We start from the raw sequence: 15,100 nt of genomic DNA, 5'->3' as shown, positions 1-15,100 counted from the left end.
TGCACACATGCAGCGGATGGCAAGGAGAGAAGTGTGAGGCGACTGCCCCGGATAATGTTTGTGACAGGCGCCACAATAATTGTGGTGGTGGCGCTGTTGGTCAGTGGGCTACGCATGATGCTGCCTCTTATCAACGACTATCGCGCGCAAATCGTGACCAAGGTTCAGTCTATTAGCGGAATTCCACTGGAGGTGGGGTTCATGCAAGGGACGTGGGAAACTTTTGGCCCGACATTGGAATTACGTGATATTCGCGCTCAATTACCGCAAGCCAATTGGCAGGTGCAGCGGGTGACCCTGGCGCTTGATGTATGGCAGTCATTGCTGCATTGGCGCTGGCAATTCCGCGATATGACTTTCTATCAGTTGCAGTTGGATCTCAACACCACGTTGGATCGGCAACAAAACAATGGCAGCAGCTTTGAAGCCAGCACCCTCACTGATATCTTCTTACGCCAGCTAGATCATTTTGATCTGCGCAACAGCCGTATTTCATTCCTAACCCCATCAGGCCCCCGCGCCGAATTAGAAATCCCACAACTGACTTGGCTTAACTCTCCAAGCCGGCATCGCGCTGAGGGGCAAATTAGTCTGTCGACTATCAATGGTCAGCACGGTGTGCTGATGGTGCGGATGGATCTGCATGATAATCAGGGGATTTTGAGCAACGGCACTGTTTATATGCAGGCCGATAATATTGATTTGAAACCTTGGATTAGCCGTTGGCTGCATAATAATACGGGGTTAGACAGTGCCGAGTTCAGTCTGGCGGCCTGGTTGAGTATCAAAAGTGGCGAAATCTACAGTGGCAATGTGCTGCTCAATCAGGGGCAGGCCAATTGGACAGTGGGGGGCGAATCCCATCAACTCGCGGTGGATAATTTTGTGCTGGAAGGCCGCCGCCATGGTAATGGCTGGCAAATTGATGCGCCGGAATTGAGCCTCAAAACTGACGGCCAACCTTGGCCAAAAGGGCACCTATCTGCGCTGTGGTTGCCGGAAAATACTCAGTTTATTGGGCCAGACCAATCTCAAGAGTTACGAATTCGTGCCACTAATATTCAGCTAGAGCGAGTGGGGCCGATATTGCCCACTTTGTCACTTTTTACTCCTGAGTTAATGAATCATTTAGCAGATTTACAGCCCCAAGGGATCGTCGATGTGCTGGCATTGGATATTCCCATCAACCAACTGCCAAAGACCCGTTTTCAGGCCAAGTGGCACGATATCAGTTGGCAGCATTGGGATCTGTTGCCGGGGGTGAATAATTTTGCCGGTGCGCTCAGTGGCTCTGCCGAGCAAGGGCGGCTGGATATCAACTTAAAAAACAGCCTATTACCTTATGGTAATATGTTCCGCGCCCCACTGGAGGTGAGTCAAGCTAGCGGTGCAGTGAACTGGCAAGTTGATGATAAAGGCTGGGAATTGTGGAGTGATAAGCTGGATGTCCGGGCTAAATCACTGTGGGGCAATGGCAGTTTCCACTATATGCAGCCAAATACTGGCCAGCCGTGGCTCAAGATTCTGAGTGGTATCCGCCTGTATGATGCTACTGATGCTTGGCGCTACTTCCCGGTGACGTTAATGGGCGAGAAACTGGCCGATTATCTGACTGAGGCGTTACAGGGTGGGCAAGTGGATAATGCCACACTGATTTATAACGGTAATCCTCATGATTTCCCTTATAAACATAAAGAAGGCCAGTTCCAGGTTTATGTCCCGCTGCGTAACGCCACTTTCCAGTTCCAACCCGATTGGCCGGCGTTAGACAATTTGGCTATTGACCTCAATTTCCTCAATGAAGGTCTGTGGATGAACGCGCCTCACGCCATGCTGGGCAAGGTTACCGGCAGTAATATCAGCGCAATCATTCCAGATTATCTGAAAGAAAAACTGTATGTCGATGCTGAAGTTGCAGGTGCTGGGCACGCCGTCCATGACTACTTTATTGATACGCCCTTGAAGGATTCAGTGGCGGAAACACTGCAAGAATTGCAGGTGGGGGGCAATGTAAGTGGGCGCTTACATCTCGATATCCCCTTGGAAGAAAACCGAATTACACATGCTAGCGGTGAAGTGACACTGAAAAATAACAGCCTGTTGGTGAAGCCGCTGCAAAGCCAATTGGAGAATATCAGCGGTAAATTCCGCTTCAATGATGGCAATCTTGAGAGTGATATTTTATCAGCCAACTGGTTTGGGCAACCGCTAACTGTTGATTTTACTACCAAAGAGCAGCCTAAAAACTTTTTGGTCAATGTTGGGCTACACGGCGATTGGTTACCGGCTAAATTACCAGGTATACCCGCCGATGTAGCGAAATTGCTGAGTGGCAGCGCCAACTGGCAAGGTAAAGTTGCGGTGCAATTACCCAAACAGGGTAAACCAGATTATAAGATTGATGTCACCGCTGACCTCAAGAAAGTGAGCAGTCACTTACCGTCACCGCTAGATAAATCAAGTGGTCAATCTTTGCCGCTACAAATACAGGCGGTTGGTGGGCTGGAGAGTTTTACCTTGTCTGGCAGTGCGGGCGGTAATAATGTTTTTAATAGCCAATGGCTGATAGAAAAGCAGCAGGTAGAGCTAGCTCGCGCAATCTGGCAGACCGCCGCTATTTTGAAAACAGATAGCAAAAAAATACCGCCATTGCCGGAGGATAAAGGTTTAGTGCTCAAGTTACCTGGCCTTGATGGTGAGGGCTGGCTGGCCTTGCTCGGGTCTGAATTTGCGGCAGTCAGTGCGCCTCTTGCCTCATCCGCTCGACCGACCCTAAAAGGCGGCGAATCCAATATCATTCTCCCTAAGCGACTGATATTGCAGACCCCGCAGCTATTGATCGGTGGGCAAACTTGGCACGAGCTGGCTTTAATGGTAGAGCCGTTGCCCGCCGGGACCAAAGTCACGGCGAAAGGTCAGGAAGTGGACGGAAGTTTGCTCATGGCTGAATTTGGGCCATGGCATGCTAACTTCGATTATCTTTATTACAACCCACAATGGGCGGCAGGTGCAGAGAAAACCCCACTGGCACAAGCGGCATTGCAGGAGCCACAAAGCCCCAGTAAAATTTCGTTCCATGACTGGCCAGCCCTACAGTTACGTTGTAAATCTTGTTGGATTTTGGGGCAGAATGTTGGGCGGGTTAATGCGGATTTGACCCCCAAAGGCAATATTCTGGCGCTGACCAATGGCCTTATTGAGGCGGGCAATGGGCGGGCTAAAGTTACCGGGCAATGGCAACAAGAGGGGGACAGTGATAAAACCAAGCTCAATGTGGCACTGACTGGGGCCAAAATCGACGAAACCATCTCGTTCTTTGGCCTGATGACGCCAATGAAAGATGCTTCGTTTGATATCAATGCTGATGTCAATTGGCAGGGGGTTCCGTGGCAACCGCAGATAAATACCCTCAATGGCACATTAAAGGGTAAATTGGGTAGAGGGCTACTGACTGATCTTGGTGGCGGGCGTGCGGGCCAACTATTGCGACTGGTCAGTTTTGACGCACTATTGCGTAAGCTCCAGCTAGATTTTAGTGATACGTTTAGCCGTGACTTCGCGTTTGATTCTATTCGCGGCACCGCCAATATCAAAAATGGCGTGATGCATACTAATGATTTAGTCGTTGATGGGCTAGCGGCTGATATTGCCATGAGTGGTAATGTCGATTTGGCAAAACGCCAGATAGCCATGGAAGCCGTTATTACACCAGAGATTTCCGCCACTGTCGGTGTTGCAACTGCTTTTGCAATTAATCCGGTGGTCGGGGCAGCAGTATTTGCGGCCTCGAAGATTTTAGGGCCGTTATGGAGCAAGGTTTCGCTGATTCGCTACCAGATTACCGGTAGTTTGGATCAACCAACCATCCATGAAGTATTACGCCAACTAAAGGAGAGTAAGGCGCCATGAAAAATGCCAATGTTGCATTATTACAGTTATGCAGCGGTGAAAATACCCGTGACAATCTGGCTCAAATTGAGCAGCAGATCAAACAGTTAAACTCAGGTATTCAACTGGTTATGACGCCGGAAAATGCATTGCTATTTGCCAATGCCGCCTCATACCGACACCATGCTGAACAGCATAATGACGGGCCATTGCAGCAAGAAGTCCGTGAGATGGCGCGCAAATATGATGTCTGGATTCAAGTGGGTTCAATGCCAATGATAAGCCGGGAGTCACCGGAGCTTATTACCACCAGTAGCTTACTGTTTGATAATCAGGGCGAGCTGAAAGCCCGCTATGACAAAATCCATATGTTTGATGTGGATATAAACGACGCCCATGGCCGCTATCGTGAGTCGGATACCTATCAGCCGGGGCAACAACTGACCGTGGTGGATACGCCGGTAGGCCGCTTGGGTATGACGGTTTGCTATGATTTGCGCTTCCCCGGCTTGTTCCAAGCTCTACGGGCGCAGGGGGCTGAGATTATTTCAGTCCCATCGGCCTTTACCAAAATGACCGGTGAGGCCCACTGGGAAATTTTATTGCGCGCACGGGCGATTGAAAACCAGTGTGTGATACTGGCCGCCGCACAGGTCGGGCGTCATGGCGCAACCCGCCGTACTTGGGGTCACACCATGGCAGTCGATGCTTGGGGGAAAATATTAGCCCAAAACCCAGATGCGGTGGCTGCCTTAAAAGTCAAAATTGACACTAAAGGCTTAGAAACTATTCGTAATCAGATGCCGGTATTGCAGCATAATCGCTTCCTACCGCCGCTGGTGCCGCAGTCGCATAAACTATCATCTAATTCATGATAATCATCTAAATAAAGAGTGAAAACTATGAGCCTCTCGTTTGTCAGTGAGCAGTTACTCGCTGCTAACAAGCTGAACCATCAGGACTTGTTCTCAGTATTGGGGCAGTTGGCTGAACGCCGCCTCGATTATGCTGACCTGTATTTCCAGTCCAGCTACCACGAGGCCTGGGTGTTGGAAGACAGCATCATCAAAGATGGCTCTTACAATATTGATCAGGGTGTCGGCGTGCGAGCGGTCAGCGGTGAAAAAACCGGTTTTGCCTATGCCGATCAAATCACCCTGAATGCTTTACAGCAAAGTGCCCATGCGGCGCGCAGTATCGTGCGCGATACCGGCAACGGCAAAGTGCATACCTTAGGCGAGATTCGCCATCAAGCACTTTATCCGCTGCTCGACCCGCTACAAAGCTTGTCACGGGAAGACAAAATCGCCTTGCTACATCGCGTCGATAAAGTGGCGCGTGCTGCAGATAAACGCGTGCAAGAAGTGAGCGCCAGTCTGACCGGTGTGTATGAACAAATTCTGGTGGCTGCCACCGACGGCACATTAGCGGCGGATGTGCGCCCACTGGTGCGGCTGTCCGTCAGTGTATTGGTGGAAGATAATGGCAAACGCGAACGCGGTGCCAGCGGTGGCGGTGGCCGTTTCGGCTATGACTACTTCCTGGAAACCGTCGATGGCGAAGTGCGGGCTGATAATTTTGCTAATGAAGCGGTCAGAATGGCATTGGTTAATTTGTCCGCCGTTGCCGCTCCGGCCGGTGCTATGCCGGTAGTATTAGGCGCAGGCTGGCCGGGCGTGCTGCTGCATGAGGCGGTTGGTCACGGGTTGGAAGGCGATTTTAACCGCCGTGGCAGCTCCGTATTCAGCGGCCAAATGGGTAAATTGGTGGCTTCAGAACTCTGTACCGTGGTGGACGATGGCACGATGCAAGGTCGCCGTGGCTCACTGGCCATCGACGATGAAGGGGTGCCGGGCCAGTACAACGTACTGATTGAAAACGGTATTCTGAAAGGTTACATGCAGGATAAACTGAATGCCCGTCTGATGGGGGTTGCGCCGACCGGTAATGGCCGCCGTGAATCCTATGCCCATTTGCCGATGCCGCGCATGACCAATACTTATATGCTGGCGGGCAAATCGACACCGGAAGAGATCATCGCCAGTGTGGAATATGGCCTGTATGCGCCTAACTTTGGTGGTGGTCAGGTGGATATCACCTCCGGCAAGTTTGTGTTCTCAACTTCTGAAGCTTACTTAATTGAGAAAGGCAAAATCACCCACGCGGTGAAAGGTGCAACCTTGATTGGCTCCGGTATTGAAGCGATGCAACAAATTTCCATGGTCGGTAACGATCTGGCGCTGGATAAAGGTGTTGGCGTTTGCGGCAAAGAGGGCCAAAGCTTACCCGTCGGTGTCGGCCAACCGACTTTGAAGCTGGATAATCTGACGGTGGGTGGGACGGCGTAAGGTTTTAGATTGAGCCATTAAGGTGCTTTTAATGGCTCTTTTAAAGATGTCTCTGGCGGATTACTATGATGTTATATAACCAAAGGAGATATTTATGGCTTTTCAAATCCTAGTTCCTGCGCCATATTTGCGACAGAGCCTCAGGATTTACACTTAATGGTGAGCAGATTACACCGAGACAAATGTGCGACGAACCATCTTTCCTCTGGTAACCTGGTCAGGTTTATTGTTCATCTTAATTCTCCGGGTATGCTCTCCTTCCAGACTATATATATCTCCCAAGCCATGGTAGGCTTTTACAATACCGGCGAATCCTCTATTGAATAGTTCCTCACTGACTTTTTGTGCAAATGATTTTTTGAAACCTAATTGCTGTAACCAATTACGTTTTTTAAATCCCGCACTTTTGTCCAGTACTTCATTGTCAAAACTCTCTGGCTCTACTGTATCTGCGCCAAAGCAAGCATTAAAACGGATATCATCAAACTTTTTAGGTAACCCTTCTGACGCCAGTAAGTCGACTATTTGTTTAGACGTCAATGAACCAGATTCGCCGTTAATATCTGCGGAAATATCGTCGCCAGCAGGGCTACCATGCCCCAGCACATAGAGTTTATGTTTACCGGGAGATAGGGTACTGAGTGTATGAGGACCTCCACTTTCAATATTACTGATGTATACCGTGTTTTTTAAAACAGGCCCTGTACGCGAATTCAGTGTCATTGCCGCTGTACTTTTATTGTATAAAGTTTCAAGCTTTTGCTTTATTTCTGGCGTGGCTCCTTCCACATCAAATTCGTTGGCTTTATTATATAAATCTACCGCATCCTCCCTGTTCTTTGCATGCTCACTGTAAAGCTCCTCAGACAGTTTCTTAATGTCTGAAAGATTACTTTCTCCTGCCGTAATCACTGGGTAAAGTGTTTTCCCTTTCATATATCTACGAATATTAATACCAACCGCCATTGCCACCATATCGCGTGAAATGAAGGGGATATATAGATATCCTTCCCTTCCGGAAGGGGGAGCGTTGTTGTCCAGTTGCTTAGGAGCAAGGCCATTTAGGTCAACATAGCGCACCGGATTATTCCTGACCATGCGATATAAATTTAACCCATCAACTGTCCCTGCCGGATCGCTACTTAACCACCTACCCAGCCACGGCAGATAATAACGCAAACCGTAATAATACAGGCCGGTGGCATCGCGCTCTTTGCCGGAATAGCGCACGGTTTTATATTTGGCCTCCACTGTATTGCGGGATGCAAATACGGCGGTGCCGCCGAATGGGTAATATTCTTCCTGGCTGATAATATCGCCATGAGCATCCAGCTCTAATAAACTGGAGCCAATCTGATTATCAAAACTGTAGCGCAATTGATTATTAGCAATTTCATCTGGCTTGCCGTGTTCCCAATGTAATACCCGCACCTGCGCCCGACCGGCAGCGCCGACGGTAATAACCTGAAAATCCTCAATAAGTTTATCGCCATTATGCTGGCTGCGCAGTTCCAGCCCCGGTAAGTAAGTCACTTTGGTGGTTTGGCGGGCGTTATTGGCGTGCTGAATACTTTGCTTAACCACCCGCATACCATCACTGGCATACAGATAGTTTTCATCGTCATCATTGAACGGGTTTTCAGCGCTGCGCTTGACGGTGGTGACCTGCTGCAACTGATGACGCGCATCCCATTGTAGCGGCTGACCGGGCTGTAATTGCTGCTGATTACCGGCGGCATCAAACTGACTGCGAATATCGGCGGCGGTTAACCCATCCTGCTGCTGAATGCCGTGATTGCTGGCATCCGATACCGTGATGTTTGTGCTGTACTGACTAGCCCCGATATGCTGAATTTTCAGCAAGTTACCGGCACGGTCATAGGAATAACGGCGGGTGTAATTGACATATTGATTGCCGTCAGTGAGTGAGCTTAAGGCAGGAAGTTTGGCACTTTGCGCGCCGTTGCTGTCAGATTCGCGACCCGTGGCCTCAATCAACTGATACAAAGCATCATAGCGGTAAGTGGTTTCCGGCACGATTTTTTGATTGCGGTAGAAGCGGGTGGCTTCAGCATCATTATGGATGGCGAGAATATTGCCGACCGGATCATAATCGTAGCGTAGGTCTTGCAGCAGGGTTGGCCGGTCTTTCAGTGCCGGACGAGCAGTTTTGATGCCGATAAGCCGTTGAGTTTCAGCTTCATAGCGATATTCCGTCACCACGCCATTGCCACTTTCTTCCCGCAGTTTTTGTCCGGCGGCGGAGTAGGTCAGGGACTGGACAATCACTTGCTCGCTGCCGCCGTTCACAGTCAGCCAACTGCCGATTAACTGCCCGGCGCGGTTATAGGCCATGCGCTGATGGTGGCCTTTGGCATCAGTCTGGGTGATGGGCTGGCCGAGGGCATCTGTAGTGCAGTGGGTGACAAAAGACTCCCGGCTGAGGCGGTCGGCCCAGCTTTTTTCGTCGCCAAACCAGTCCACTGGCCCAAGAGTGTCAGTGAGCAATTGGCGCTGTTGCTGTAGCGGCACCCCAGTGATAGACAGGCTAAGGATTTCCTGCAATCCGGCAGTATCATAATGGCGAAGACACTGGCCGTTAAGGTTAGCAGATTGATATTCTGGACTATTCTCAGCATAAAAGAAGCGGTCGGTGATAGTTTTCAGGCCCTCTTTGGCTTGCTGATGGTGCTCCAGTGGGCGGCCGAGTTCGGGTTCATAGTTCATCCAACTGCGGGTGCCTTTGGCATCCACATTCACCACTGGGCGGCCTTCAATATCAGTGAGTTGGGCTGTTTGACCATTATCAACGCCCTCAGTGCACAGCGCGGCTCCGGCAAGATTATACTGATAGCGGAAGTTATCGATTTCAAGGCGCGCATCACGGCTGGCAATCAATTGCCCCAGCACATTGTAGTGATTACGGCTGATCAGCTCATCGGGTGCATCACTGGCATGGGTGCGGTTATAAGCCAGTACGCGGATGGCAAGGCCCCGGTTATCGCTGATGGCGATAGTGGGGGTGTATTGGTATAGCGGGCTTGCTAAGATCGTAGACATCATGAAACTCCTTAATTCATTGTTTTTACTGTTGTAGAAAAACTAATGCAGACTCACGGCGGGTATTGCTTCGGGTCAGCGCCAGGGGAGTCAGTTCGACGTATTGCGGATAACACCAGTAGGCACCGGCGCATCAGCCCCAGGGTTGTCTTTTTGGGCCGAACGCAACTGTTTTTGCAATTCATTGCTTTTCTCCCCTGCAATGCGCTCCTGTTCCTGAACTTTTTGCAGTTGGATGGTGGTGGTTAACATTTGAATATTAAGTCTTTTATTGACATCACCTAGCCGTACTATTTGCATGTTTAGCTCCATATTCTCCCGAGTGAGTTCGTCCAGTTCCCGCGCGGTTTGTACCAGCCAAATAGCGACGGCAACCACCGCCAGTGATAGCACTGTTTTACCCAGTGCAGATAATAGGCGCAGGTTGATCATGGGTAGACCTCTCTCGGTAGTTCAAAATGCGGCCCGTCTTTAAAAGTTTTCCAATCACCGCCCCATTGCAGTGGCAATTCCATCTCTTTTGCCGCTTGTTTCATCGCTTTTGACACTAACTCAAAGGCACGCCAGTTATCCCACGGGATTTGGTTGTTAATCAGCGGGGCTAAATCCACTGCATGACCGGTTAAATGGCGGCTATTGAGAGTTTTACTGCGGCCATTTTTGACCAATTGTCGCTGGCGTTCAGGGGTGCGTACGCCTTCGATAACGCGAAAATCGACAGTGGAAAGTGTTAGGGCGCGGCGCACGATCAGCACCAAATCTGGGTGCACGTGGCGTAAGTTATGTTCGCTAATCTGACCAAAGCGAAACTGCGAGATATCATTATCCATAGTGACCTCTACTGTTTAGGGGGAATTTCTTGACCAAAAAAACGGTGCCATAAATATTGCAGTGCAGAACTGCCCATCGCACCGAACAGGCCGGCAATGGCAAAGGTCATGTAACGGCTGATCCCACCCTCAAACGAGATCAAACCGCCAATTAACCCAGTAAACCCGGAAACAATGACCTGACTTATGACGGCCGCCCAACTCCATTCGTCCTCCTCATTATTTTTATCCAGGATGTAACGAACTAAGCCTCCCCAGGCAGAAAGCGCGCCGATAATTAACCAGGTGATGACAAGATTGTCGCCGGGAACCAAAGCCTGCATTTTGCTTACCTATCCTTGTTGGTCATTAGTGAGCCTGACCTCACAATAGGCCGGTCAGGATTAATGACTTAGGTGTTAACGCAGATTTTCACTGACCTCTGTGGCGGTATCGTTTTCATCCTCACTGATAACAAACCATGGGAAATACTGTGCCCGGCGAATATAGCCTTTGGCAGTAATCACTTTAATTTCACGGCCTAGCGGGTCATAAACATGGGTGTCGGCATAAGTATCCTTGCGGGCGCTGTCATCACTGATATAGCGCCAGTCATTGAGGAAGTAAGGCTGATAAGCACGTACCGCCAGCCCTTTGTTGTCATACTCGACCCGGCCGGAAACGGCCCAGCGCTGCTCGGTGAAGCTAACGATTAGCCCGTCATTATTGGACTCCAGCTTGCCGTTCTCTTCACGAAAGTAAGCTTGCCCCTCCTCGACTCTTTGTGCCGATTGCAGTGTGCGGCCAAAACCATCACTGAAAACAATAGCTTGATGATGCTGTTGTTTTTCAACATCATTGTCGTAGCGATCAGTCACTACGGTCATGGCATGAGGGGGGATAAATAATGGCTCGGATATCCTTATAGCTAGTGTTTTACTTAATGGGTATTTACTCCGTTGTTGCCAACGGCGCGAACCCAGGGTGAAGAGATAACCGTCCTCGGTGATGAATTGATGTTGGATTAACATTTCTCGTGTTAATGGTGGTTCTGTTGCCCATCCTTGGTATGCTTGGGATTCTTGGAGGTCTGGATTTTTCAGTACAAACTCTTGCGTTTCTTTCAAATAATCGAGCCAATCATCAACATCCTGGCTTAATGGTTTTATCATCCAGCTAAATGGCTGATAAACAGAGAATTGAGCAACGGGCAGCACCTCAGACTCCATTTTGATTGCCTCATCAATGCTGATGGGGGCGGTAAAAAGTTTCACTGACGGCTGGCTAAAGCCACTTTCCACCACTTTGCCCTCACTGAGTTCGGTTCCCCAGAATCGTGAAGACGTCACCCGACCAAAAGCATCGAATTCGACGTAATGCTGGTTATTGTTAATATCGGTGAGTTGATAAGGAGTGATAAAACGGTAGTCATAGTCAGCCTTGGTGCGGCTGCCATCGGCCAGTATTATTCCAGTTATTGCGCAAAGGGTGTTATCCCACTGTATGTTGGTATAGCCGATTAAAGCTGAACTGCGTTGTTTTTCAATGCGATAGAATTTTTTAGCATCAAAATATTCAGTTAGCCCACGGCGAGCCACCCAGACATCGGTTTCATCTTTACGAGCAAAAAGGCGTGGCGCTGAGGTATAACCCGCCGCTTGTAGTTGCTCATCGCGCTGTTTGGCGTTAGGGAACATTTCTGCTAATGCTGTGAGTGAATTATCATCAAATTCCGCACTTTCACTGGCGATAACCAAAGCTTGCAGCCGATATTGTGAGTGATAAAACACTTCACTTTGACCTGCATAGACCTGCTCAAGCGGGGTACCGAGTGAGTTTTCTTTATCGGTGAGGATTTCGTAGCTCAGGCCATTGGCTGGCACCGCATCAGCAGCATAGGTCAGTATATCAACGCGTTGTTGCCATGGCAGACCCAGCAGCAAGGCAGCGTCTTCAACAATGTGCTGGTAAGACTGTTGGCTTTCGGTGATGCGCAATAGCAGTTGCTGCTCGTCATAACTGCTGGCCCAATGGTCGGTAGCCAGCCAGGAATAAGGGGAAACACTATCCTGAGCACGACGCGGGTAATTAATGGCAGTCGTATCCAGAGCATGCCCATATTCATTGCAACGCAATACAATTTGCTGGCTACATTGGGGGTCTTGCGCAATTCGTTCGTAGTGGTAATCAAGCTGTTCTAGTGACATCGGCATGACTATCAGGGCGTTATCACTTATCTGTATCTGCCGCACTTGATAGCGAGTGCTACTGGTGGTGTAAGGTAGGTTTTCCAGACCATGATTATCCAGGCCATACAGTTCGCTGCGCAGCAGGCTACCTTTCAAAGCCCGATGCAACCAATAATGCTGCCGCGAAGTGGCTTCTGTTAGTAAGTCATCACTGACCGTCTGTGAGTTGAATAAGCTCAGGCGAGTTTGATTCAATTGATAAGCTTGTTTATCTCCTTGCCAATACTCTGTTTGATAGCGGTTTTCATCGTCAGCACGGCCGGTGTGGAACCAACTGCGGCTAAGAGATGGCGCGGTGCGTTCGGTGGCGGATCCGTGGGCATCTGCATGGGTATCCAGTGTATCCACCCGGCCAAAACCGCGGAACTCGCGCTCTACACCATCATAAAAACCATGATAATAATGAGCTTGCTGGCTCAAGCTGTTTTGTGTGATTTCATCAAATTGTGTGGTTTGCGCCAAGATATGCAGCGGGAAAGGCAGGCCACAGGCGATTTTATGGCCTTGTGCGGCGGCAGCGGCTTTTTCATCCAACCAGAATTGGGCCGAACTGCGGTAACACAGGCGGCTTTCAGCGCCCATATTGTTATTCACTGTGCATAACAGATACGGCTTAGCGGTGACAAAATCATAGCGCCAATGGCGGCTTGCCATATGCGGCACACTCAGCAATAGGCTGGTCACTCCTAAACCTTGCACATCCGCCAGAGTCAGTTGGCAGGTATTATCGTAGCGAACGCCATGGGGCAACGGCAATTTCAGTGGCTCGGAAAAAGCATTGCCGCTTTGATTGCGATAAATCAGCAAATGGTCGCTATTGGCGTAAATTAAATCCGCCGTACCGGAGCCGTCGATGTCCGCTAACCAAACTTGCTGTGGGTTAAAACTGGTCACGGGCTGGCTGAAGCCGCTCAGCGTGATGGGTTTGCCAAAATAGCCATGACCCAAATTCGGCCAGCAGGTCACACTATTATGGCGTACTCGCATCAGATGTTGCTGCCCACTGCCCAGTGGATCGCTGAAAGCCACTAACTCTGCGTCACTGGCCCCAGGGATAGGCAGGGCAATCGCGGGGTCTTGATAAACCTGTTTAGCGGCGGCAAAACCGTCGCGCTGGTTTGCATACAGGCGCACACTTTTCGGCCCGATTAATGCTAAGTCCGAGATCCCATCGCCAATTAAATCAGCCAGTTGTGCTTGCGGGTGGAAGTATTCGGCTGGCAAAGCCGACAGCGGAGTAAATTGTGTCCAGCTTTCATCCGGGTTGCGGCTGTAATAACCGGCCAGCCCTGATTGGCTGATAACCCAATCCAGCCGACCATCGCCATTGATATCCATCAAACTGGCGCTATCGCGCAAGGTCGGGATTTGCGGCAAGATTTGCGCAGCACCGTAACTGACGCCATTTTCACTCTCGGCTTGCCGCACCGGCGGGTGATAGCGCCAACTGCCGCTGTCTTGATATAACATGCCCGGCAGTCCCTCGCCGTGCAGGTCAACTAGCTGATAATAGGGGTTAAACTTGTCCCATTCTGGCATCGCCTGCCAGCTTTCTTCAGTTTTGGGTTCAAACTGCTGATAATCAAATTCCAATGGGGGCATTGATAGCGCGGTGCCGTCTTTCTCATGGGCGATTTGCTGGCAACTGACTAGCTGGCTGGCATAGGGGCTGGCCAGATAATTCAAGCGCAGCCGGGCGACCAGCGTGGCCTCACTCTCATTTTGATCACCGGATAATAATCGCAAGTTATGGAACATTAATACTTGCCGACACAAGCGGCGGGTGCGGATTTCAAAACCGGTTTCATAGCGTGAAAACGAGTCTTGGCGGCATGGCCAGCTATTTGTGGTAGTTAATGGCGGCACCACCGACAAGCTATTAGCGCGTTCGCCATAATCAAATACCAGCGTAAATAACCAGTTATTCTCCTTGGCGGCCGGTTTTTTGAAAGCATACAGCGTTTCGCTGGCGGTCAGATTGCCGTAGCGCACTTGCTGTAAATAGCACTGTGTGCTGGCGTGCGGGTGGGCGGTGCTTTCTGCTGTATCAATGCTGCTATCATCTTCGCGTTGATAGTCATAGCAAATATGTTCACCAGTCGGTGAAACTGATTCTTCCAATAACCATTCGGCAATATGGTGGGGGTTATCCGGGGCGGCGATATGTGCCTGTGGGGATTTCCCCAAACAATGCTGCTGACCATCTGCGCTGTAAATTAACCAAAATGCGGTCTGGCCGGATGTTAAGTTTTGAGGCTGCCAAAATTCAATGCGATCGAATCCGCCTTCAATGCGCGGTTGATAGCGGGTCACGGTAAAGTCGGCTGATGAATAGCGGGCATCTTTTGAGGGTTCTTTGCCCGCAGAGACCGCGATCAGTACCTCACCACTGGGGCCGATAAATTCATCACGGCTATCATAGCGGGGTACCCCATTAGCAGTACGACGGCGAATGGAGAGGGTGCCCATTTGCCAACCTAGCCCAAAAGCACTGTTGCCACCGCCGCTGCTGTAACTCAGTGCCAACCCCGGCGCATAGCCACGGCCAGCAGAAATCGGCAGAGGTATGGTTAAACCTGCCAGCCCCGTTGGGCCAATGGCGCCCAGCGATTCACCCATTCCTGTAATAGCGCCGCCCCCTTTAGGGAGCGATAATGGCGCTACACCCACTCGCTGATTATTGTTTTCCATAATGGACTCCTGTCAGGCCCCCGTATGGAGGCCTGTTGGGTTTAAGTAAGTAACT

General features: G+C 50.2%; 8 protein-coding genes. 3 read left to right on the top strand and 5 right to left on the bottom strand.

The window, feature by feature from the left end:
* Nucleotides 1–33 precede the first annotated feature (33 nt).
* The 3 genes from yhdP to tldD are packed head-to-tail and all read left to right on the top strand — an operon-like array spanning nt 34 to nt 6,236.
* On the top strand, nt 34–3,909 hold the full coding sequence (gene yhdP / locus OP863_RS17790) for an AsmA2 domain-containing protein YhdP (protein WP_145588322.1): 3,876 nt from the start codon (nt 34–36) through the stop codon (nt 3,907–3,909).
* Nucleotides 3,906–4,763: a deaminated glutathione amidase gene (nit1, locus tag OP863_RS17785; protein ID WP_265525675.1), complete on the top strand. Its 858-nt coding sequence runs from the start codon at nt 3,906–3,908 to the stop codon at nt 4,761–4,763. Before yhdP ends, nit1 begins: the two co-directional genes overlap by 4 nt.
* 27 nt (nt 4,764–4,790) lie before the next feature.
* Nucleotides 4,791–6,236 (top strand): metalloprotease TldD, encoded by a 1,446-nt coding sequence (gene tldD / locus OP863_RS17780; protein ID WP_145588320.1) that lies wholly within the window; start codon nt 4,791–4,793, stop codon nt 6,234–6,236.
* A 168-nt stretch (nt 6,237–6,404) separates the two neighbouring features.
* Here the strand turns inward: tldD and OP863_RS17775 are convergent, their stop codons facing one another.
* The 5 genes from OP863_RS17775 to OP863_RS17755 form a co-directional block, all read right to left on the bottom strand.
* Complete coding sequence (locus tag OP863_RS17775; protein ID WP_265526291.1) at nt 6,405–9,296, bottom strand: RHS repeat domain-containing protein; 2,892 nt, start codon at nt 9,294–9,296, stop codon at nt 6,405–6,407.
* A 90-nt stretch (nt 9,297–9,386) separates the two neighbouring features.
* Nucleotides 9,387–9,728, bottom strand: coding sequence for a DUF2570 domain-containing protein (locus OP863_RS17770; protein WP_145588318.1), 342 nt, complete (start codon nt 9,726–9,728; stop codon nt 9,387–9,389).
* Nucleotides 9,725–10,126: a M15 family metallopeptidase gene (locus OP863_RS17765; RefSeq protein WP_145588317.1), complete on the bottom strand. Its 402-nt coding sequence runs from the start codon at nt 10,124–10,126 to the stop codon at nt 9,725–9,727. The genes OP863_RS17770 and OP863_RS17765 overlap by 4 nt, the downstream gene beginning before the upstream one ends.
* Before the next feature lie 8 nt (nt 10,127–10,134).
* Nucleotides 10,135–10,449 (bottom strand): phage holin family protein, encoded by a 315-nt coding sequence (locus tag OP863_RS17760; RefSeq protein WP_145588315.1) that lies wholly within the window; start codon nt 10,447–10,449, stop codon nt 10,135–10,137.
* A 75-nt stretch (nt 10,450–10,524) separates the two neighbouring features.
* Nucleotides 10,525–15,045 carry a SpvB/TcaC N-terminal domain-containing protein gene (locus OP863_RS17755; protein WP_265525674.1) on the bottom strand — a complete coding sequence of 1,507 codons (4,521 nt, stop codon included), beginning with the start codon at nt 15,043–15,045 and terminating at the stop codon, nt 10,525–10,527.
* Nucleotides 15,046–15,100 lie beyond the last annotated feature (55 nt).

The sequence above is a fragment of the Yersinia sp. SCPM-O-B-9106 (C-191) genome, from assembly GCF_026183365.1.
Lineage (GTDB): Bacteria > Pseudomonadota > Gammaproteobacteria > Enterobacterales > Enterobacteriaceae > Yersinia > Yersinia rochesterensis.
The sequence above is the reverse complement of the archived record's forward strand: the minus strand, read 5'-3'. Positions and strand labels throughout refer to the sequence as shown.

Bases quoted from the DNA above. Each gene is read 5' to 3' on its own strand.
- nit1 (WP_265525675.1), top strand. From the start codon at position 3,906: ATGAAAAATGCCAATGTTGCATTATTACAGTTATGCAGCGGTGAAAAT.
- tldD (WP_145588320.1), top strand. From the start codon at position 4,791: ATGAGCCTCTCGTTTGTCAGTGAGCAGTTACTCGCTGCTAACAAGCTG.
- OP863_RS17775 (WP_265526291.1), bottom strand. From the start codon at position 9,296: ATGTCTACGATCTTAGCAAGCCCGCTATACCAATACACCCCCACTATC.
- OP863_RS17770 (WP_145588318.1), bottom strand. From the start codon at position 9,728: ATGATCAACCTGCGCCTATTATCTGCACTGGGTAAAACAGTGCTATCA.
- OP863_RS17765 (WP_145588317.1), bottom strand. From the start codon at position 10,126: ATGGATAATGATATCTCGCAGTTTCGCTTTGGTCAGATTAGCGAACAT.
- OP863_RS17760 (WP_145588315.1), bottom strand. From the start codon at position 10,449: ATGCAGGCTTTGGTTCCCGGCGACAATCTTGTCATCACCTGGTTAATT.
- OP863_RS17755 (WP_265525674.1), bottom strand. From the start codon at position 15,045: ATGGAAAACAATAATCAGCGAGTGGGTGTAGCGCCATTATCGCTCCCT.